Source organism: Streptomyces sp. NPDC037271, assembly GCF_055603605.1.
Map to the genome: position 1 here is coordinate 99856 of NZ_JBVJVN010000001.1, position 19781 is coordinate 119636.

Here is a 19781-nt window from a genome sequence, read left to right on the forward strand (position 1 = left end):
ATACCCCTCTAACCCTGGGGAAGAAAAGGCCGTCTTCTCCCCCCCCCCCCCCCCCCCCCCCCCCCCCCCCCCCCCCCCCCCCCCCCCCCCCCCCCCCCCCCCCCGCTGCCGTGTGTGCGGGGGCTACTCGGCGCTGGGGCGGGCCTTGATGGCGGTCAGGTCCAGGTCCATCGGGAAGGGCGCGCTCACCTTCATGCGCTCGCGGAAGATGCCGACGCTGGTGTAGGCCTTGACTGCGGGCTCAAGCTCGAAGGCGTGCACCACCGCAAGCCCCTTCTCGCTCTCGACGCGCCAATAGTGTGGGATCTTCGCCCTGGCGTACTTCAGAGGCTTGGTCTCGCGGTCTCGTGAGACCGAGTCGGTGGAGACCACCTCGACCGCCAGCGTGACGGCCGATGACGGAAACCGGGTCTGAGTCGACTCAGTCCAGGCATCGGCCCGCAACAGAATGACGTCCGGCTCTGGCCTGTTCTGCGCGTCGATGTCGATCGTGAACTCACGGAAGACCTCGAACTCGGCAGGGGCCAGCGACTGCAACTGCCACTTGAAGAAGTCGACAGCTCGTTCATGAAAAGCGGTCTGCGGACTCACGAAGACGAGGCTCCCGTCGATCAGCTCCGTGTGCGGAGGCAGGTTCGGAAGCCGGTCCAGGTCGTCCGCGGTCCAGCCGCCCTCGGGCGGGATCGGCCAGTCGGGCGTGGACGCCTTCGGTGCGACGCTCATCAGTGCTCCCATGGGACGGAGTCTCGCGGGTGCAATCAGACTATCCGCCGGAAACGGACGGGTCTCCCGCGAACGTGTGAACGACTGTCGTGTCCTTGACGCGGGTGACGATCGCTACGGTGTGCGGCCTGTGGATAACTCCGGCGCTGTCGGCGCGGCCCCCTATCGTTGAGGCAGTGGTCGGGACAGGGCGGACCGGACGGACAGGGACGGGACCAGAAGGCCCGGACGGGCGAGGCAGGACGTACGGGGGACGAGGCGATGGGCGGGACGGGCGTGATCGGCGAGATGGCAGAGGCAGTACAGGTGAGGGACGTGGACAGCGAGGCGCTGGCCACGCTGCACCGGGTCTTCGGGTACGAGGCCTTCCGCGGCGAGCAGGAGGCGGTCGTCGACCACGTGATCGCGGGCGGTGACGCCGTCGTGCTCATGCCGACCGGTGGCGGCAAGTCGCTGTGCTACCAGATCCCGTCCCTGGTCCGGCCCGGCACGGGCATCGTGGTCTCGCCGCTGATCGCGCTGATGCAGGACCAGGTGGACGCGCTGCGGGCCCTCGGAGTGCGGGCCGGGTTCATGAACTCCACGCAGGACTTCGACGAGCGGCGCGTGGTGGAGGCCGAGTTCCTCGCCGGCGAGCTGGACCTGCTGTACCTGGCGCCGGAGCGGCTGCGTCTGGAGGGCACCCTCGACCTGCTCTCCCGGGGCAAGATCTCCCTCTTCGCGATCGACGAGGCGCACTGCGTCTCGCAGTGGGGTCACGACTTCCGGCCCGACTATCTCGCCCTGTCGCTGCTCGGTGAGCGCTGGCCGGACGTGCCCCGCCTGGCGCTCACGGCGACGGCCACGCACGCGACGCACCGCGAGATCACCGAGCGGCTGAACATGCCGACGGCTCGGCACTTCGTGGCCAGCTTCGACCGGCCCAACATCCAGTACCGGGTCGTGCCGAAGTCCGACCCGAAGAAGCAGTTGCTGAGCTTCCTGCGCGAGGAGCACCCCGGGGACGCGGGCATCGTGTACTGCCTGTCGCGCAACTCCGTCGAGAAGACCGCCGAGTTCCTGTCGCGCAACGGAGTCGAGGCGGTGCCGTACCACGCGGGCCTTGACGCGGGCACCCGCGCGGCCCACCAGTCGAGGTTCCTGCGGGAGGACGGCCTGGTGGTCGTGGCGACCATCGCCTTCGGCATGGGCATCGACAAGCCGGACGTGCGGTTCGTCGCCCACCTGGACCTGCCCAAGTCGGTGGAGGGCTACTACCAGGAGACCGGACGCGCCGGGCGTGACGGGCTGCCGTCGACGGCCTGGATGGCGTACGGCCTCAACGACGTCATACAGCAGCGCAAGCTGATCCAGTCCGGCGAGGGTGACGAGGTGTTCCGCCGCCGGGCCCAGTCCCACCTGGACGCGATGCTCGCCCTGTGCGAGACCGCGCAGTGCCGCCGCGGCCAGCTCCTCGCCTACTTCGGGCAGGACCCGGACCCGGCCGGCTGCGGCAACTGCGACACCTGTCTCACCCCGCCGGAGACCTGGGACGGCACGGTCCCGGCACAGAAGGTGCTGTCGACGGTGGTGCGGCTGAAGCGGGAGCGCGGGCAGAAGTTCGGCGCGGGACAGATCATCGACATCCTGCTGGGCAAGCGCACCGCCAAGGTGATCCAGTTCGACCACGACCAGCTCTCCGTGTTCGGCATCGGTGAGGAGCTCACCGAGGGCGAGTGGCGTGGCGTCGCCCGGCAGATGCTGGCCCAGGGGCTGCTCGCGGTCGAGGGCGAGTACGGCACGTTGGTGCTGACCGAGAACAGCGGGGCGGTACTGAGGCGGGAGCGGGAGGTGCCGCTGCGGAAGGAGCCCAAGAAGCCGGCCGCGGCCCGGTCGGCGGGCGGCGGACGCGGGGACCGCAAGTCCAAGGCCGCCGCGGTCGAACTGCCCGACGAACTGCTCCCCGCCTTCGAGGCGTTGCGTGCCTGGCGTGCCGAGCAGGCCCGCGAGCACGGCGTTCCGGCGTACGTCATCTTCCACGACGCCACGCTCCGGGAGATCGCCACCGCCTGGCCCACCTCGATCGGGCAGCTCGGAGGCATCAGCGGGGTCGGTGAGAAGAAGCTGGCGACGTACGGGGAGGGCGTGCTGGCGGTGCTGGCGGGACTGGACGGACCGGCCGCGGCGCCTGCCCCGGGGCGTCCGTCGGTCGACCCAGGCCCCGGCGCGGACGACACGGACGCCTGGCCCGAGCCGGAGCCCGAGCCCGACGACTGGATGTAGAGGGCTTGCCGAAGGCGGTGTGAGCCGCGCCCGGGTGGGCGTCATGCGGGGGCGCGGCTGCCTACGCCAGCGCCGTCAGGCCCGGGGCAAAGGTGATCAGCAGAGGAAGCAGGGGGACCAGGGCGGCTGTCGCGGTGGTCAGGGCCCGATGCCGGGGGAGCAGGCGGGGCGGGGGTTCGAGGAGGCGGTCGACGCGTTCGCCGAGGAGGCGGTGGCTGGAGGAGCAGGACAGGACACCGCGGTGCTGGTTCAGCTCGATCAGGGCCAGCGCCGTGGTCAGGTGACCGCAGCGGCGGGAGGCGGTGTCGTCGGCGGAGAGTTCGACCAGGCGGTGGGTCTGGTCGCAGAAGTGAGCGAAGAGGGGGACCCGCGGGAAGCCGGTGGCGAGGGCGGTGGACAGGTGGAGCAGCCAGTCGTGGCGGGCCCGGGCGTGGCCGCGCTCGTGGGTGAGGACGGCGTCGAGCTGGTGGTCGGTGAGGCGCTGCAGAGCGCCGGTGGTGACGATCAGCTGGGGCGGGTTGCCGGGCATCCACCAGGCGTCCGGGTACTCGTCCTCCAGCACCAGCAGGGGGCCGCGGGCGGCGGGGAGTCCGGCGGGCAGGTCGGGGGCCCGTTCGCGCAGGTGGGCACGTGACTGGGCGCGCCGTCGGCGGGCCTCGACGAGCTCGCGGGCGAGCATGGCGGTCGTCCAGGCGGCGCCGCCTGCCAGCAGCAGGGTGAGGGCGGCCGTCCAGGGCGAGCCGGCGGAGAGGTTGTAGGCAGCGGTCACCGCGGGCGGCGCCGGCGCGAAGAGCTGGGCGCGGACGGTGCCGAAGACGGCGGCGGCGCCGAGGACGAGGGCCGTCAGGCAGCACAGCAGGACGGTGGCGACCAGGCACTGCCACACCCACAGTGCGACCACCGGGTCCCGTTCGGGCCACGAGGACCGGGTCAGCGCGCGCGGCACCGGCACCGCGGCGGTCACGGCGACGACGAACAGCAGGAGCAGGCAGACGGTCATGCCACGGGCTCCGGATCCTGGTCGGAAGGGCGGCTCTGGCTGTGGTGCGGTTCTGGTGGGCGGCGCCGAGGCCTCGGTGTGTCTTGGGATGCCTCGGTGCGGCGGTGCTCGTCGCGCGGGTGCGGAGACGCCGCGCACACCGCCCGACGCCAGTATGACGGTGACGGGCGGTGTGAGTCAGGCCCCAGCGGTCAACTGATCCGGCCGGGCGGCAGTCCCGTGGGCTTCCACCCGGTCCGTGGCCCGGCGGGAGCCCTGTGAGCTGTCGTCCGTTTCCTTGGCCTGGCACGGCCCTGCGAGTTGGTGTCCGGTCCTCCGGTCCGTGGTCCGCGGGTGCCCCGTGAGCTACCGCCCTGCTACCGCCCGGCCCGTGGCCCGGTCACCCGCCCGGTCACCTCGCCCAGCCCCACCCGGGTGCCGCCCGGACCCGGGGCCCAGGCGGACAGGGTCACCACGTCCCCGTCCTCCAGGAACGTCCGCTTGCCGTCGGGGAGTTCCAGGGGGTCGCGTCCGTTCCAGGTCAGTTCGAGCAGGGACCCGCGCTCCCGCTCCGTCGGCCCGCTCACCGTGCCGGATCCGTAGAGGTCGCCCGTGCGCAGGGAGGCGCCGTTGACGGTCATGTGGGCCAACTGCTGGGCGGCCGTCCAGTACATGGTGGAGAACGGCGGCTCGGACACGACGTGGCCGTTGACGGCGACGGAGATCCGCAGGTCGTAGCCTCCGGGCTCGTCCCGCTCCCCGGTCGTGTCGTCCAGGTAGGGCAGCAGTTCGTGCGTGCGCTCCGGCGGGGCCACCCGCGCCTCCTCCAGGGCGTCCAGCGGCGTGATCCAGGCCGACACGGACGTGGCGAACGACTTGCCGAGGAACGGACCGAGGGGGACGTACTCCCAGGCCTGGACGTCCCGCGCGGACCAGTCGTTGAGCAGGCAGAGTCCGAAGACGTGCTCGCGGAAGTCGCCGAGCGCCACCGGGCTGCCCAGTTCGGACGGCACGCCCACCACGAAGCCGACCTCCGCCTCGATGTCCAGGCGGACGGACGGACCGAAGACAGGAGCGGCGTCGGCCGGGGCCTTGCGCTGCCCGGACGGTCGTACGACCTCCGTTCCCGACACGACGACCGTGCCGGAGCGGCCGTGGTAACCGATCGGGAGGTGCTTCCAGTTCGGGGTGAGGGAGTCGGCGGCGTCGGGGCGGAAGATCTGGCCGACGTTCCGGGCGTGGTTCTCGGAGGCGTAGAAGTCGACGTAGTCCGCGACCTCGAAGGGCAGGTGGAGGGTCACCGACGAGAGGGGGTGGAAGAGGGGTTCGAGGGTCTCGCGGTGGGAGGGGACGGTCACCCAGGCCGTCAGGGCGCGCCGTACGTCGGACCAGGCGGTGCGGCCGGCCGCCAGCAACGGGTTCAGGGTGGGCCGTGCGAGCAGGGAGGCGTACGGCGAGCCGAGCGCGTGGGCCGCCGCGCCGGCGTCGAGGACGTGGTCGCCGAGCCGGACGCCCACCGTCCGCTCCTGGGTGCCGGGGACCGAGAACACGCCGTACGGAAGGTTGTGCGGGCCGAAGGGGTCGCCCTCGGGGACATCGAAGGGGGGCATCGGGTGCTGCCTCGCTTTCGTGCTCGCCATGTGCGCCGTGCGCGCCGTGTGCGCCACGCGGTTCGTGGCCGGGCCACACGTTACGGGTGGCACACCGGTCTTGGGCAGTGTGTCGGGAGGCGGCGGTGCGTGGCGGGGGAGGGCGTGCCCGGTGGGCCGACGTGCGCCGAGTGGCCCGGGTGCCGGTGCGGAAGGCGAGCGGAGTGACCGGTGGTGCGACTCCCGCACCGCCCGCGTACGCCCGCGTGTACGGCCGGGGATGTGGCGCTCCGCTTCCGCTTGAGTGCGGGAAGTTGTCCACAGGCCGGTACGCAATCTTGACGGAGCGGTGCGAACGGGGTGACTCTGGGCGGGTGCCGGAAAGCCTCGGGGAGGGGGCTTTCGATGGCACACCAGGGGGGCGGATGGCCACAGGGGAGGCCGGTCCGGGATCGGTGCGGTCTGGTTCGCAGCCGAGGAAGCGGCTGGAAGAGACCATGCGCAGCCGACTCGGCCGGGAATGCGTGTACGTACCGTCGTGCCGTTTCGGGCTGTACGCGGCACTGCGTCACTGGTGCCCGCCGGGCGGCCGGGTGCTGATGTCGCCGGTCAACGACGACGTCATCTTCTTCGTCGTGCTCGCCGCCGGACTGCGGCCGGTGCAGGCGCCGCTGAATCCGTCGGACGCGTCCATCGACATCGATGCCGTGCCCGAGGAGACGTGGGGCTCGCTGTCCGCCGTGCTGACGACGAACCTGTACGGAAACCCGGACCCGGCGCCCGGACTGCGGGCCCGCTGCGACGCGCTCGGCATCCCGCTGTTCGAGGACGCGGCGCACGCCATCGGCAGCGAGGTGGGGGGACGGCCGGTCGGCGCCTGGGGCGACGCCTCCGTTTTCAGCCTGTCGAAGCACGTCGGCGCGAAGGCCGGAGGCATCCTCGCGGTCGCCGATCCGGGGCTGCGGGAGGCACTGGAAAAGGCCTGTGACGACCTGCTGCTTCCCCGCCGCGCGACGGCGGAAGCCGCCTATGCCGTACGGCCGTACGCGGAGGCCGCCGTACGCGGACTGCGGCTTCGGTCGGCCGCCTGGGCCACGATGCGGCTGCTGGGGCTGACGGAGCGGGAGGGGATCCGGATGCCGCTGCGACCTGACGAGCTGGCCCGCGCGGTCGCCTCGGCCCCCGACCTGGACGCCCATGATTCCTGGGTCCGCGTCGACATGCACGACTACCGGCTGCGGGGCGGCCGGTTCCGGCTCGGGCGCATCGGACGCGGGCTCGGCCGACTGGACGACGTACTCGCCGGCTGCCGTGCGGGCACGGAGCTGCTGCTGTCGACGCGCTGGGCGCGGCCGGACGCGTGGGAAGGCGCGAGGAGCCGGTCACCGGACACGGCGCAGCCGTTGTTCCGCGTGCCGCTGCTCGTGGCGGACCGGGACGCGGCGGCCCGGGCGCTGGCCCGGCGCGGCATCGTCGTCGGATACCTCTACGACCCGCCGCTGGACGACTACGCGGGCACGGCCTTCACCGACCCGTCGCCTTCCCCCGAGGGGGCGCGCTGGTTCGCGCGGCACGCCCTGCCGGTGGATCCGCTGCGGGCCCGTGCGGCCGTCGCGGCGCTGGAGGAGTCCGGAGTACGGCCGGCCGAGGCACCGGAAGGGCTGGTTCCGTCCGGTGGCTGAGACTCAGGTGCACGAGACCACCGCGGCGCCCGCGGGCGGCGGCAAGAGGCTGCCGGAGAGCGGGCGCGGCGGCGACTCGCTCTTCAAGAACGCCTACTTCCTGATGCTCAGCACCGGTGTCTCCGCCGTGCTCGGCCTCGGCTTCTGGCTCGTGGCCGCCCGCTACTACTCCGAGGAGGCCGTCGGGCAGGGCTCCGCCGCCATCGCCGCGATGCGGCTGCTCGCCAGCATCACGGCGACCACGATGATCGGCGCCGTGGTCCGTTTCGTGCCGCGGGCCGGCCGTGCGACCGGGTGGCTGGTGTGGCGGGCGTACGCGGCCAGTTCGGTGGTCGTCGCCGTGGCCGCCGTCGTCTTCCTGCTCACCCTCGACCTGTGGGGTGCGTCGTACGCACCGCTGGGCACCGCCGAGGCGGGGGCGCTGTTCGTCGTGGCGTGCGTGGCCTGGGCGTTGCTCACCCTCCAGGACGGCGTGCTGACCGGGTTGCGCAAGGCGGAGTGGGTGCCCGCCGGGAACGCGGTGTTCTCGGTCGGGAAGCTGATCCTGCTCGCCGTCTTCGCCACCACGCTGCCGGTGCTCGGCATCTTCGTGTCCTGGGCCGTGGCCATCGCCTTCTCCACCCTGCCCCTCGGCTGGCTGATCTTCCGCAGACTCATCCCGCGCCAGGCCGCCGCCGACCGTGACGTGGAGCCGCCCAAGGTCCGCGAGATGGGCCGGTTCCTCGCCGGGGACTCGCTGGGCGCGGTGTTCAGCCTGGCGATGATCAACCTGCTGCCGGTGATGGTCGCGGTCAACTTCAGCGCCGCGGAGAACGGCTACTTCTACGTGGCCTACACCGTCGGCGGCACGATGGAGTTCATGGCCATCAACATGGCCTCCTCCCTCACCGCGCACGCCTCGCACGACCCGCGCCGCCTCGCCGACGGTGTCCGCGGGGCGCTGCGCCGCATGACGCTGCTGCTGGTGCCGGTGGTGCTCGTCCTGGTCGTCTTCGCCCCGCAGATCCTCGCGCCCTTCGACGAGGACTACGCCGAGCACGGCTCCACGGTGCTGCGGCTGCTGGCCGTCGGGGCGCTGCCGAGGATCGTGGTCGAGCTGTACATCGGCGTGCTCCGCGTGCAGGGACGTACCGGCGTGCTCGCCGCCGTGCAGGGCACCATGTGCCTCCTCGTGCTGGGCAGCGCGGCGATGCTGTTCACCCCGGCCGGGATCGCGGGCGCCGGCTGGGCGGTGCTGGGGAGCATGACGGTGGTCGCCGTCGGCTGCGCGCCCGGCCTGCGCGCCGCCCTCCGCGGCATCGACGGAGCCGATGATTCCGGCAGTCCCGGGGACTCGGGTTCCTCCGGCGGCGCCCGGCTGCGGGGTGGGCGGAAATCCGGCCCCGGCACCTCCTACGGCACCCGCTGGGCGCGGTTGAACGCCACCGCGGGGTACGGCACGAGCTGGGCGCGGCGGGCGGCGTACGAGCAGGGGCAGACCGACGAGGCGTCACGGGACGACACGGTCGCCCTGTTCATAGGGCGGCCGGGGTACGAGCGGGAAGCCCTGGAGGCGGACACCCTCGCGGTGATCGTCCGGCGGTCGCGGCACCCCGACGCCGAGCCCGGGCCGCTATCCGGCCCGGACGACGTTACCGACGTGAACTCGGACCTGGGCTCCGGCTCCGGCTCCGGCGCCGGAGCTGACGCCGACTCCGATCGCTCCGGGGCCGGTGACCGCGACGGGGACCACGGCCACGACGGGGAGCACGGCCACGACGGGGAGCACGGCCACGAGGGGGAGTACAGCCACGAGGGGGACCACGTCCTCCACGCCGATGCCGGCACCGACGGTGATGACGGCAGGTTCGTCGGGGCCGACGGGTTCGTCGGGGACGACGACGGATTCGGGGCGATCCCCGAGCGGCGTCTGCGGCCCGCCCTGTGGCTGCTGCTCGGCGTCGCCACCGTGGTGTTCCTGGTGGCGATGCGTGAACTGCCGTGGCTGGGCGGCGCGTCCGGGACAGGGGCCGAACTCACGGGGCAGGAACTGATGCGGGGGCTGCCGCTGCCGGCGCTGATCGCGGGGGCCCTGCTGCTTGTGGTGTTCGTGGCATCCGTGACCTTGTGCGCCTCGCCCGACCCATGGCTGCCCGGCACCGCGCTGGGTGCCGCCGTCCTCGCCCTCCACGCGGCGCCCGTCGCCCTCGGCCGGGAACCGGAGGCGGTAGGCGGGGCGTTATACACCGAGACGGCCGGATTCCTGACAGAAGCGGTAGGGCTCGACGGGCCCGGCCCACTGCTGCGCTGGACGCCGCTCGTCCTGCAGCTGCTGTGCCTCGTGCCGCTGTGGCTGCTGCTCGCGAAGGCGGGGAACCGGCTGCCGTGGCAGGGGCGCTGGGGGGTCCTGTATCTCGCCGCGGTGGGGAGCTGGGTCTGGCGTCAGGAGCTGGCACCGGTCGTGCCGCCTCTCCTGCTGCTCCTCGTCCTCGCCGTCCTGCTCCTGTCCCTGCGCCGCCCGGCCTCGATGCGGGGCATGACGGAGATGGCACAGCCCCCGCACCGCACCAGACCGAACGACAAGTCCAGGGACTGATCAAGCACAGAGCCGAATCGCCAGGGGGGAACCGTCGTGCGTCCGCCAGCAACTCCACGGGAGAGATCCGCACCAGAGCCCGCGCCCGGGCAGGAGACCCCGGACGCGTCGAACCGGGACTCACCGGCACCCTCGGACGCGCCGGGCACCGGGGCAACCCCCGCGCGCGGGCACGAACAGGACCACGGACCCGACCGCGACGACCGCGACCACAACCGCAACCGCGACGACCCCGAGCACGAGCACGGCCCCGAGCACGAGCACGACGACCACGAGCACGACGACCACGAGCACGACGACCACGAACACGACGACCACGAACACGGGCCCGAGCACGACGACCACGAGCCCGAGCGCGGCTACACGCGGGAGACGGTCGCGCCCTCCCGCACCGCGCAGGAGCCGACTCCCCGCACTTCACAGGAGTCGGCTCCCAGGACCTCGGAGGAGGCGTCCGCCCGGCCGGGCCGGGGGATCACCACAAGCGCCCATCACCCCTCTACCGCGGAGTCCTCGGGCTCCGTCCCCGAGCCGCCCGTGACGGATCTGTCCGACCTCACCCCAGCCGCCTGGCCGGCCCGCGCGGCCGCCGCCTGGCCGGCCGTGCCCCTGCTCGTCGCGCTCGCCCTGTGGGGCTTCGCGACGCGTCACACCGACGTGTCCGCCCTGGACGACTTCGGCCTGGTCAGCGCGGTGCACCCCACCTTCTGGGCCGGCCTCGCCGTGCTCACCACCGGTTTCTGGTTCACGGTCCGCGATCCGCGCCGTCGCCATGCCTGGTCGCTCGCGTACGTCCTGGGCCTGCTGGTGATGGAGCGGGCCACCCAGGCCGTCCTCTACCCGACCCCGCTCTACGCGTGGGCGTGGAAGCACGACGCGGTCATCGACCACCTCCTGACGTCCGGCGGCCTCCAGACCGCGGACCAGCTCGGCGACATGGCCGTCTACGACCAGTGGCCCGGCTTCTTCGCCGCCCAGGCCGCGCTGGTGCGACTGCTGGGCGTGGACAACGCCGCGATGTACATGGCCTGGTGGCCGCTGGCCTCCAGCCTGATGCTGCTGCTCCCGCTGCTGCTGATCTACCGGACGTTCACCGAGGACCGGCGGCTGATCTGGACCGCCGTGTGGCTGTTCTACGTCGCCAACTGGGTGGGCCAGGACTACTTCTCCCCGCAGTCCGTCGCCTTCGTCCTGCACCTGGGCGTCATCGCGGTCGTACTGCGCCGCTACGGCCGTTCCGGCGGGCGGCGCGGCCGGCAGGGGCAGGCGGTGTGGACCGTACTGCTCAGCGTGCTGGTCACCGCCATAGTCGTATCGCACCAGCTGACCCCCGCCATGCTCGTCGTCACGCTCGTCGCCCTGGCCCTCACGCGTCGCCACCGGGACTGGGTTCCGGCGGTCACGACGCTCGTCGTCTTCCTGGCCTGGTGTCTCACGGCCGCGCTGCCCTTCCTGTCCGCCGCCATGCCGGACATGATCCGTTCGGTCGGTGACGTCGGCGACAACGTGGAGACGGGATACGGGGCCACCCCCACCGGCACCGGCGCGGTGATGACCTCATGGGCGGCCCGGCTGCTGTCGGGGTCGGTACTGCTGCTCGCGCTGGCCGGCCTCCTGCGCCAGCGGGTGCTGCGGCACCGGGCACTGCCGCTGCTGCTGGTCGCGGCGGCGCCGCTGCCGATGTTCGTGGCGAGCAGCTACGGCAGCGAGATGATCTTCCGGGTTCTGATGTTCACACTGCCCGGCGCGGCCTTCTTCGCCGCCGCCGCACTGCTGCCGAAGGTCCGCACGCTGGCCGCCGACGCCGCCGCGCGGGAAACGGTCGGACGTTCGCCGGCCATCTCCGCCCGGCGTCGTCGCCTGCCGCTGCCCTCGTTGCCCCCGCTGAGGTACGGGGCCTGGGTGCCGCCGCTGGTGCTGCTCGCCGGAACCCTCGCCTTCGTGCCGAGTTACTCGGGCAAGGACCGCATCAACTACTTCCCGTCCCGGGAGGTGGCCATGGTCCAGCAGCTCTTCGACCAGGCGCCCGACGACTCCCTGGTCGTCGCCGCCAACCGGAACTATCCGCTCGCCTACGAGCAGTACTGGAGGGTCGACCACTACTGGTTCCTCGACGACGACCGGAGCCACATCGACGAGATCGTCCGGGACCCGGCCGCCGTCCTCGCCCGTGACATGTCCGCGGTGGAAGCACCGGCCCGCGCCTACTTCCTGCTCACCCAGGGACAGGTGGCCAACTCGGAGATGAACGGCCAGCTGGACGAGGCCCAGTTGAGACGAGTGCGGGAGTCCGTCGCGAACTCGCCGCGGTTCGAGCGCGTGGTGGAGAACAGCGCCGGAGTGCTCTACGTCCTGAAACAGGCGAGCCGAGAAGGGGAGGGAACCGGACGATGACACCGCAGGACGCCGGGACTCCGCAGGACGCCGGGACTCCGCAGAACTCCGGGACTCCGCAGGACGCCGGGACACCGCGGAACGCCGTGACTCCGCAGCACGCCGGAACGTCGCAGGAAACCGTGACTCCGCTGGAAGCCGCGACATCGCAGGACGACGTAAGGACACGGCACGGCGACGTAAGGACACGGCCGGACGCCACGACTGCGCAGGACGCCATGACTCCGCAGGACCTCGTGATCCGTATGCTGCCGCCGTTCGGCGGCTGGCTGGCGCTCGCCGCGCTCGCCCTGCCCGGCGGCTCACCGTTGCGCGGCGCGGCGGTCGCCGCCTTCCTGGCCGTCGGCCCGGGCGCGGCCCTGGTCAGAATCTGCGGCCCCGCGCTGCGGGTCCGCCGTGCGGAGGGCCCCGTCGAGCGTCGGGAGGCAGACTTCGAACGCCACTCCGACCTGCTGGAACGGCTGATGCTGGCCGTCCTGCTGAGCGTGAGCGCCGCGATGCTCGTCGCCACCGTACTGATAGCCGCGCACGCCTTCAGCGGAGACCGCGTCCTGCTGACGCTCACCCTGCTGACCACGCTCGCCGCGTTCTGCCCGCGCCTGCGTGCCTCCCCGACGGCCCCGACGGTGCCGGGGACGGCGCCGAGGACACGGAAGGGTTCCACTTCGTGAGGTTCGCCCGTCCCGCTCGCCGCACGACTGCGGACTCGACGACGACCGGACAGCACCGCAGGCCCAAGGCCCCCAGGGGCCCGGGCCGGCGCCGTCTGCTGATCACATCCGTCACGGCCACGTGCGCGGTCCTGGTCGCGGTGCTCGCCCTGCGCGACGCCTCCGGCCCCGCCGACCCGGCCGACGACGCCAAGTGCCGCCCGACCGAGATTCTCGAACCGCCCTGCGGCGCGTGGTTCGGCGCCTTCGTGCCGCACGACAAGTCCGACCTGGCCGAGAAGGTGGACGCGTACGAGGAGAACGTCGGGCGCAGGCTCGACATCGTGTACACGTACCACGACATGTCGGCGGTCACGGAGACCCGCCTGGAGGGACAACTGCTCACCGAGCAGGAACAGCGCGTCGGCGAGGACCGCATGCTGCTGCTCTCCTGGGAGAGCAAGTGGTGGGGCGGCACGAAGCAGCAGCAGCCCACCTGGAAGCAGATAGCCGCCGGCGACCTGGACGGCTCCGTGATCGACGTCCAGGCACAGCGCATCAAGGAGTACGGGGAGCGCACGGGGAAGAAGGTGTTCCTCTCCTTCGACCTGGAGATGGACACCCGTACGCCGGACAACGGCACCCCGGCCGACTACGTACGGGCCTACCGGCACATCCACGACCGGTTCCGGGAGCTGGGCGTCGACAACGTCGTGTGGACCTGGATCATCACCGGCTACCTGGACCACGCGGACCTGTTCGGGAAGATGTACCCGGGGGACGAGTACGTCGACTGGATCGGCTACAACCAGTACAACTACTACCTCTGCCACAAGACGGACTGGCTCAGCTTCGCCCAGACACAGCACGCCACCCACGACTGGATCCGCGCCAACATCTCCGACGACAAGCCCCTGATGCTCTCGGAGTTCGGCAGTGCATCCGATCCGAAGCGGCCGGACCGGCAGGCGGACTGGTACGCGCAGGTGCCCGGGGTGCTGAAGGAGCTGGAGGGCGTCAAGGCCGCCCTCCAGTGGAACTACCGGGACCCGGGACCGCACTGCAACCTGGCCGTGGCGGGCGACCGGGCGTGGGCCAGCCTGCGCAAGGTGGCCGGCGACCCCCACCTCAACCAGCCACTCGAGTGACGGGAGCGCCCTGCCGACTACCGACTACCCACTGACTACCCGGCGAACTCGGGGCCCCGGACCATGGCACGCCCCCGCCGGTACCACCGCCACGCGACCGTCTTCGGCCCGTCGCGGTAGGGGGCGATCCGGGCGCCCCCTCCCGCCAGCCACGCCTCGACGTCGGCGACCGTGTGGCCGCGCCGCACGATGAGCCGGGCGATGCGGTACCGCTCGTCGCGGTCCGAGCTGAGCGCGTGCCGCACGGCGGTCGCCGTCTCGTACCCGGCGCGGGCCGACAACGACCGCACCTTCGCGCTGTTGTAGCCGTGCGGGTAGGCGAGGTGACGGACCGGGTGTCCGAGGGTGTCCTCCAGCACCGCCTTGGACGTGCGCAGTTCGTACGCCAGGTCCTTGGCGGACAGGGTGTCGAGCTGGGCGTGGGTGACGGTGTGGCTGCCGATCTCCATGCCGGAACGTTCCAGCACCGCCGCCGCGTCCAGGGTCATCATCGGGGCGGGCGGCAGCAGACTGCGCCCGCCCGGGGCGATGGCCCCGGTGGTGAGGTAGGCGGTGGCGGGCAGCGCGCGCTCGGCCAGCGCCTCGGCCGTGGGACCGGGCAGGTCGGCGAAGCCGTCGTCGAAGGTGAGCAGCACGGGCCGGTGCGGCAGGGGCGCCCGACCTGCGAGATGGTCGGCGAGCGCGCTGATCGTGACCGGCGTCATGCCACTGTCGACGATCGCGTCCAGGTGGGCGGCGAACTGCCTCGGGCTGACGGTGAACTCGGCGATCCACGAGGGCGGATCGTCCATCACGGCGTGGTAGAGGAAGACGGGTATGTGTCCGCCCACTGCCGGGGCCTCATCCCGGGCCCCGCTCACTGCCGGGTCCTTGTCCCGGGCCCCGCTCACTGCCGGGTCCTTGTCCCGGGCCCCGCTCACTGCCGGGGCCTCATCCCGGGCCCCGGTCGCTCCCGGAGCCTCCGCCTCGCTCATCGCGCCTCCAGTGCGACCGTGCGCAGCCCGCGGCGGGCCCGCAGATAGCCGACGGGGCCGTAGAGCATGCCCCGGCGCTGCAACCGGGACAGGCGTCGCGGCCAGGGATGCGTACGGGAGTCGTGCCCGCCCGGCACGCCCGCCGCCGGTCCCGTGCCGTCGGTGGCGTCGCCGTCGGCGTTGGCGCGTACGGCGTTGGCGCGTACGGCGTTGGCGCGTACGGCGGTCAGCCCCCGCGCGTGCGCCAGCCCGCCCGGCACCCGGGCGAGGAAGGCAGGCAGCAGCGACGGACGGTTCACCAGGATCGCCGTGAGGTACGCGGTGAGGCCCGCGCCGTAGCCGTACGCCTGGGTCTCCAGGTCCCGCCAGGTTTCCCGGTGGTGGTGCCAGACCAGTGCGCTCGGGGTGTAACGCAGCCGCTGCCCCTCGGCGAGGACGCGGACGAATCCGTAGAGGTCGTCGCCTCCCCGTGCGCGCGTGCCCGCGCCGGTCGCCGGGTCGAAGCCGCCGACCGCCCGCAGCACCGCCGTACGGAAGGCCATGTTGGCGCCCGAGCCGAACCGGCCCGCGGTGAACGGGAAGAGCGGCTCGTCGGCGGGCGGGTCAGCCGGGTCGTACGTCCGCGGGGTGAAGCCCTTCGCGAAACCGCCGTGGCTCTCCAGCAGCACCTGGGCGGGGGTCCGCAGCCGCGCGGGCAGGATCAGCCCCGTGGTGCAGCCCAGGCGCGGGTCGGCGGCGAACGGAGCGGTCAGTTCGGTGAGCCAGCGCGGGTCGGCGACCACGTCGTCGTCGGTGAACGCGATCACCTCGCTCCGTACGGCCGCGAGACCCCGGTTGTGCGCGATCGCGAGTCCGGGGACCGGTTCGCACACGTACCGCACCCGCTCGCCGTACTTCCGCTCGACCAGTTCCCGGGTCTCGCCGGTCACGGGCGCGTTGTCGACGACGACGATCTCGAAGTCCGGGTGGTCCTGCGCGAGCAGCGAGTCCAGCGCGCGGGCGAGCTGGTCCGCGCGTTCCCGGGTGGCGACCACGACGCAGGCGGACGGCGGCCGGGGCAACGGCTCGGGCGGCGCCTCCCGGGGGAGCTGCCGGGCGAGCCCGGCCAGCACCTCCGCGGGATCCGCGCCCTCGGGTACCTGCCCGAGCACCGTACCGACGGGCCGTCCCGCCCTCCTGACCAGGGCGAACGCCGCGCCGGACGTCACCGGCGCGCTGCCCGGCCCCGGTCTCAGCTCCGTCGCCGCGGAGCCGGCAGCCGACTGGACGCCAGGAGCCCTCTCGGTACGAGCAGCTGCCTCAATGCCGTCGGCTCCCTCGGCACGAGCTCTCCGGACGCCGGGAGCCCCGTCGGCACGAGCTGCCCCCTCGGCGCCCTCCCCTGCCTCGGAGTCGTCGGCTCCGATGTCCAGCTCGGCGACCTGCACCGGCCCGATGCCGAGGAACCCCTCTATCTCCCGCCGTGTCTCATGCCGCGCACGCCGCACACCGGCCATGCGCCCACCCCCTCGTAGATGCCCTCCGTCATGACCGGCGAAGCCGGGCCGCGCCCCTCAACGTCCGCACCGCCAGCGACGCCAGCCGGGGCCGGTCGCGCACGAAGCCGTGCGCGCGGCGGGCCGGCTCGCGGCCGAGCCAGTGCAGCGCGGCGCCCGCCCCCGGACGCGTCGCCGCTCCCTCGTACACGGGCAGTTCACCGGTCTTCAGCGAGTCCTTGTACTCCGCCGGGCCCCGCCCCATGTCGAGCATGCCGATGCCCTCGGCGGCGGCCGCCTCGGCCATCCGCAGATGCAGGATCAGCCCCGGCGAGTACTTCGCGAAGTCCGGGTCGTACGCCGGGAACCAGCAGGCCAGCACCGTCGCCGAGCGCAGTCCGAAGTGGGCGGCGACCGGCCGGCGGTCGGCGTAGAGCACGGACAGCGTGCCGGTGCACTCCGGTGCCCGGGTCTCGGCCAGCCGTGCCACGAGCCGGCTGATCCACTCCTGTGCGAACCGGTCGCGGCGCCCCGTCCTGCGGTACTGCGCCGACTTCCACTCCATGAGCGTGCGCAACGCGGCCGGGTCACGCTCGTCGAACACGAAGCGCACGTCACCGACCTGGCGGCCGAGCCGGCGCTCCTTGGCGAGGGTGGTCTTGAGGAACTTCGGTGACCGGTCGCGCAGTACGCCCTCGTACGCCTCGTACCCCCGCTCGACGTCGATGACGTAGGTGGTGAGCTCCTCGGCGGCGTACGGCACGAACAGCTCCTGGTCCGCCTCCAGGTTGTCGAAGGCGAAGCTCGACAGGGAGCAGGCCCGCAGCAGTTCGCGGGTGTTCAGGGCGAGGTCCTGGCGCAGCACCGCGCCCTGGCAGTCCGACACCCCGAGTCCGATCGCCCGGCCCTGGCCCAGCTGCCCGCGCTCGTGCGGCAGGAAACCGGACGCCTCCCCGCCGTCGTACACCACCGCCACCCGCGCCCGCGGCCGTACCCGGCCCACGACGTCGGTGAACTCCGGTTCCATGAACGGATTGCGTGGTGCCGTCGACTTGGCGCGCAGCTCCCGCCAGTGTTCCCGTTCCCCCTCGCCCAGCTCCTCCGGCCTGAGCACACGCACACGTCCGCTGTTCAACCCGACCCCCCGATCAAGTTCCCCCTGGACAACAGGAAGGTACCTCCGGGGGCTCCCGGCCGGTAGGTAGCGGACCATGTTGTTGCCAACCGGTGCACAGGCCTTTAACCGGCTTTAGCCGATGATGTGCCAGGTTTCGGACAGGTTCGTGCGTCCTCGTGCGCCCATGTGCCGTACTCGTGCGCACTCGTGCCGTACTCGCGCGTCCTCGTTCGGATGCGATCGCGGGTGAGTCGGACAGGTGCGGTGTCCGTATTCTCTGATCATGGACCGCACCGCATATTCACTCGTCGCCACCGACCTCGACGGCACGCTGCTCCGCGGCGACGACACCGTCTCCGACCGGTCGCTGGCCGCGCTGGCGCGGGCGGCAGGGGCCGGTGCGCGGCACCTGGTGGTGACGGGGCGGCCGGCGCCCCGGGTGCGGTCCCTGCTCGACCGCCTCGGCTGCACGGGACTCGCGGTGTGCGGACAGGGTGCCCAGGTGTACGACGCCGGCGCGAACCGGATGCTGTGGTCGGTCACCCTGGACCGGGAACTGGCCGAGACCGCACTCGGCAAGATCGAGGCCGAGGTGGGGCAGGTGTACGCCGCGGTCGACCAGGACGGCGTCGACGGCCTCACGCTCATCGAGCCCGGGTACCTGATGCCCCACCCCACCCTGCCCGCGGTGCGGGTCGAGCGGCGCGACGAACTGTGGTCCACGCCGATCAGCAAGGTGCTGCTGCGCCACCCCGACCTGTCCGACGACGAGTTGGCGGCGACGGCGCGCGCGGTGGTGGGCTCCCTCGCCACGGTCACCATGTCGGGGCCGGGGACGGTCGAGCTCCAGCCGTGCGGCATCACCAAGGCGACCGGCCTGGCGCTGGCCGCCGAGCGCCTGGGGGTGAGCCGACGGCGGACGATCGCCTTCGGGGACATGCCCAACGACATCCCCATGTTCGACTGGGCGGCACACGGTGTCGCCATGGCCGACGCCCACCCCGAACTCAAGGCGGTGGCCGACGAGGTCACCACGACGAACGAGGACGACGGCGTGGCCGTCGTCCTCGAGCGGGTCTTCGGAGCCTCCTGAGCGGAGCCCCCCCCCGGCCGAGGAGCCTCCTCGGCCGGAGCCTCTTTGTCAGTGCCTCAGCGCCTCAGTGCCTCAGTGCCTCAGTGCCTCAGGCGTCAGTGCTTCAGTTCCTCAGGCGCCAGTGCTTCAGTGCCTCTGTGGCAGTGCGTCTCAGTACGCGCCGAAGACGTTGTCCATCGAGCCGTACCGGTCGGCCGCGTAGTTGCAGGCGGCGGTGATGTTGGCGACCGGGTCGTACGGGTCCCAGGAGGTGCCGGGCACGTGGTACGCCTCGAAGGTCGGGGCGATCACCTGGAGCAGACCCTTGGACGGGGTGCCGTTGATGGCGTTGATGTCCCAGTTGTTGATGGCGTACGGGTTGCCGGACGACTCCCGCATGATGTTGCGGTGGATGCCCTCGTACGTCCCGGGGATGCCGTGCTGGGCCATGATGTCGAGCGACTCCCGGATCCAGCCGTCGAGGTTGTCCGGGTAGGTCGTCGCCGCGGTGGTGGCGGCCGCGGCGGCCGTGGTGGTGGCCGGGGTGGCCGCGGACGCGCCGGTGGCGCCGAGGAGCGGCAGGGCGAGCACGGCGGCGCCGGTGCCGGCCACGGCGAGCTTGCGGGCGAGGCGGCTGGTCCGGGCGTGACGGTTCTGACCGTTGGCAGACATGTGTGAGTCCCTCTCCTTACGCCTGCGAGGTGAGCTGTCGGGTTCGGGCGGGGAGGTGCCCGGCCGGGTCCTGACGGACACGGCTTCACCCCGAGCCGCTCCGGTGGTGACCGGTGCGGCGACTTACCTGGGTCCCCCGCTCCTGCCTGCGAGTTTGTTGGCGGATGACTGTGCGTCCGGGCGGTGGCAGGATTCGGCGTCCGCCCGACAGGCCGGGAACGTATGCGAGAGCACATGTCCGAAACAAGTGCAGGAATCACCCAACGCGCCTGTTGACCTTGATCCGAGGGGTTTGAGGTACTTGATCCTTTGCGGCTGCCAAGGGCCAAATGCCTTGCGGGACAAAGGGAGGGCACAGTCGGCGGCAGGGTTGCCCGGGAGTACGGAGGAGTGAGTCAACTCACCCGCATTGACAAGTGTGGCAAATCGGGCATTGAGGCCAACTGTGGGTCAATTGCCCATGGGTGGG

The 19781-nt window shown here is 72.2% G+C and carries 14 protein-coding genes and 1 riboswitch; of the genes, 7 read left to right on the forward strand and 7 right to left on the reverse strand.

Annotation, left to right across the window (positions count from 1 at the left end; genetic code table 11):
• Window positions 1-123: 123 nt before the first annotated feature.
• A complete protein-coding gene (locus tag ACZ7G3_RS00515; protein WP_426522348.1) occupies window positions 124-723 on the reverse strand; it encodes a Uma2 family endonuclease in 600 nt (199 codons plus the stop codon).
• A gap of 261 nt (window positions 724-984) precedes the next feature.
• Here ACZ7G3_RS00515 and recQ point away from each other — a divergent pair, with 261 nt between their 5' ends.
• Window positions 985-2985 carry a DNA helicase RecQ gene (gene recQ, locus ACZ7G3_RS00520; protein WP_470922663.1) on the forward strand — a complete coding sequence of 667 codons (2001 nt, stop codon included), beginning with the start codon at window positions 985-987 and terminating at the stop codon, window positions 2983-2985.
• Between the two features lie 61 nt (window positions 2986-3046).
• Here the strand turns inward: recQ and ACZ7G3_RS00525 are convergent, their stop codons facing one another.
• Together ACZ7G3_RS00525 and fahA are read right to left on the reverse strand one after the other, a co-directional pair.
• Window positions 3047-3985 carry a M56 family metallopeptidase gene (locus ACZ7G3_RS00525; protein WP_470922664.1) on the reverse strand — a complete coding sequence of 313 codons (939 nt, stop codon included), beginning with the start codon at window positions 3983-3985 and terminating at the stop codon, window positions 3047-3049.
• 356 nt (window positions 3986-4341) lie between these two features.
• Entirely contained in the window at window positions 4342-5574 is a 1233-nt protein-coding gene (gene fahA, locus ACZ7G3_RS00530) for a fumarylacetoacetase (RefSeq protein ID WP_470922665.1), read from the reverse strand.
• 404 nt (window positions 5575-5978) lie between these two features.
• Here fahA and ACZ7G3_RS00535 point away from each other — a divergent pair, with 404 nt between their 5' ends.
• The 5 genes from ACZ7G3_RS00535 (at window position 5979) to ACZ7G3_RS00555 (ending at window position 14002) form a co-directional block, all read left to right on the forward strand.
• Window positions 5979-7235: a DegT/DnrJ/EryC1/StrS family aminotransferase gene (locus ACZ7G3_RS00535; RefSeq protein ID WP_470922666.1), complete on the forward strand. Its 1257-nt coding sequence runs from the start codon at window positions 5979-5981 to the stop codon at window positions 7233-7235.
• Window positions 7228-9810: a lipopolysaccharide biosynthesis protein gene (locus tag ACZ7G3_RS00540; protein ID WP_470922667.1), complete on the forward strand. Its 2583-nt coding sequence runs from the start codon at window positions 7228-7230 to the stop codon at window positions 9808-9810. Before ACZ7G3_RS00535 ends, ACZ7G3_RS00540 begins: the two co-directional genes overlap by 8 nt.
• Before the next feature lie 36 nt (window positions 9811-9846).
• A complete protein-coding gene (locus ACZ7G3_RS00545) occupies window positions 9847-12204 on the forward strand; it encodes a glycosyltransferase (RefSeq protein WP_470922668.1) in 2358 nt (785 codons plus the stop codon).
• Window positions 12205-12422: 218 nt separating this feature from the next.
• The gene (locus tag ACZ7G3_RS00550) at window positions 12423-12875 is read left to right on the forward strand and encodes a hypothetical protein (RefSeq protein WP_470922669.1); all 453 of its coding nucleotides are present in this window, start codon (window positions 12423-12425) and stop codon (window positions 12873-12875) included.
• Window positions 12872-14002 (forward strand): glycosyl hydrolase, encoded by a 1131-nt coding sequence (locus tag ACZ7G3_RS00555; protein WP_470922670.1) that lies wholly within the window; start codon window positions 12872-12874, stop codon window positions 14000-14002. The genes ACZ7G3_RS00550 and ACZ7G3_RS00555 overlap by 4 nt, the downstream gene beginning before the upstream one ends.
• Before the next feature lie 35 nt (window positions 14003-14037).
• Here the strand turns inward: ACZ7G3_RS00555 and ACZ7G3_RS00560 are convergent, their stop codons facing one another.
• From ACZ7G3_RS00560 to ACZ7G3_RS00570, 3 genes are all read right to left on the reverse strand, one after another.
• Window positions 14038-14793: a polysaccharide deacetylase family protein gene (locus ACZ7G3_RS00560; RefSeq protein WP_470923173.1), complete on the reverse strand. Its 756-nt coding sequence runs from the start codon at window positions 14791-14793 to the stop codon at window positions 14038-14040.
• Window positions 14794-14972: 179 nt separating this feature from the next.
• The gene (locus ACZ7G3_RS00565; protein WP_470922671.1) at window positions 14973-16472 is read right to left on the reverse strand and encodes a glycosyltransferase family 2 protein; all 1500 of its coding nucleotides are present in this window, start codon (window positions 16470-16472) and stop codon (window positions 14973-14975) included.
• Window positions 16473-16500: 28 nt separating this feature from the next.
• Window positions 16501-17571, reverse strand: coding sequence for a GNAT family N-acetyltransferase (locus ACZ7G3_RS00570; RefSeq protein ID WP_426599839.1), 1071 nt, complete (start codon window positions 17569-17571; stop codon window positions 16501-16503).
• A 280-nt stretch (window positions 17572-17851) separates the two neighbouring features.
• On the opposite strand from ACZ7G3_RS00570, the gene ACZ7G3_RS00575 reads away from it, so the two are divergent.
• A complete protein-coding gene (locus ACZ7G3_RS00575) occupies window positions 17852-18661 on the forward strand; it encodes an HAD family hydrolase (protein ID WP_426599838.1) in 810 nt (269 codons plus the stop codon).
• A 150-nt stretch (window positions 18662-18811) separates the two neighbouring features.
• Here ACZ7G3_RS00575 and ACZ7G3_RS00580 read toward each other — a convergent pair whose 3' ends face one another.
• Window positions 18812-19312 carry a transglycosylase SLT domain-containing protein gene (locus tag ACZ7G3_RS00580; protein ID WP_426599837.1) on the reverse strand — a complete coding sequence of 167 codons (501 nt, stop codon included), beginning with the start codon at window positions 19310-19312 and terminating at the stop codon, window positions 18812-18814.
• 5 nt (window positions 19313-19317) lie between these two features.
• Window positions 19318-19485: riboswitch (cyclic di-AMP (ydaO/yuaA leader) on the reverse strand.
• Between the last annotated feature and the right edge of the window lie 296 nt (window positions 19486-19781).

Bases quoted from the DNA above. Each gene is read 5' to 3' on its own strand.
- ACZ7G3_RS00515 (WP_426522348.1), bottom strand. From the start codon at position 723: ATGAGCGTCGCACCGAAGGCGTCCACGCCCGACTGGCCGATCCCGCCC.
- recQ (WP_470922663.1), top strand. From the start codon at position 985: ATGGGCGGGACGGGCGTGATCGGCGAGATGGCAGAGGCAGTACAGGTG.
- ACZ7G3_RS00525 (WP_470922664.1), bottom strand. From the start codon at position 3,985: ATGACCGTCTGCCTGCTCCTGCTGTTCGTCGTCGCCGTGACCGCCGCG.
- fahA (WP_470922665.1), bottom strand. From the start codon at position 5,574: ATGCCCCCCTTCGATGTCCCCGAGGGCGACCCCTTCGGCCCGCACAAC.
- ACZ7G3_RS00535 (WP_470922666.1), top strand. From the start codon at position 5,979: ATGGCCACAGGGGAGGCCGGTCCGGGATCGGTGCGGTCTGGTTCGCAG.
- ACZ7G3_RS00550 (WP_470922669.1), top strand. From the start codon at position 12,423: ATGACTCCGCAGGACCTCGTGATCCGTATGCTGCCGCCGTTCGGCGGC.
- ACZ7G3_RS00560 (WP_470923173.1), bottom strand. From the start codon at position 14,793: ATGGACGATCCGCCCTCGTGGATCGCCGAGTTCACCGTCAGCCCGAGG.
- ACZ7G3_RS00565 (WP_470922671.1), bottom strand. From the start codon at position 16,472: ATGGCCGGTGTGCGGCGTGCGCGGCATGAGACACGGCGGGAGATAGAG.
- ACZ7G3_RS00575 (WP_426599838.1), top strand. From the start codon at position 17,852: ATGGACCGCACCGCATATTCACTCGTCGCCACCGACCTCGACGGCACG.
- ACZ7G3_RS00580 (WP_426599837.1), bottom strand. From the start codon at position 19,312: ATGTCTGCCAACGGTCAGAACCGTCACGCCCGGACCAGCCGCCTCGCC.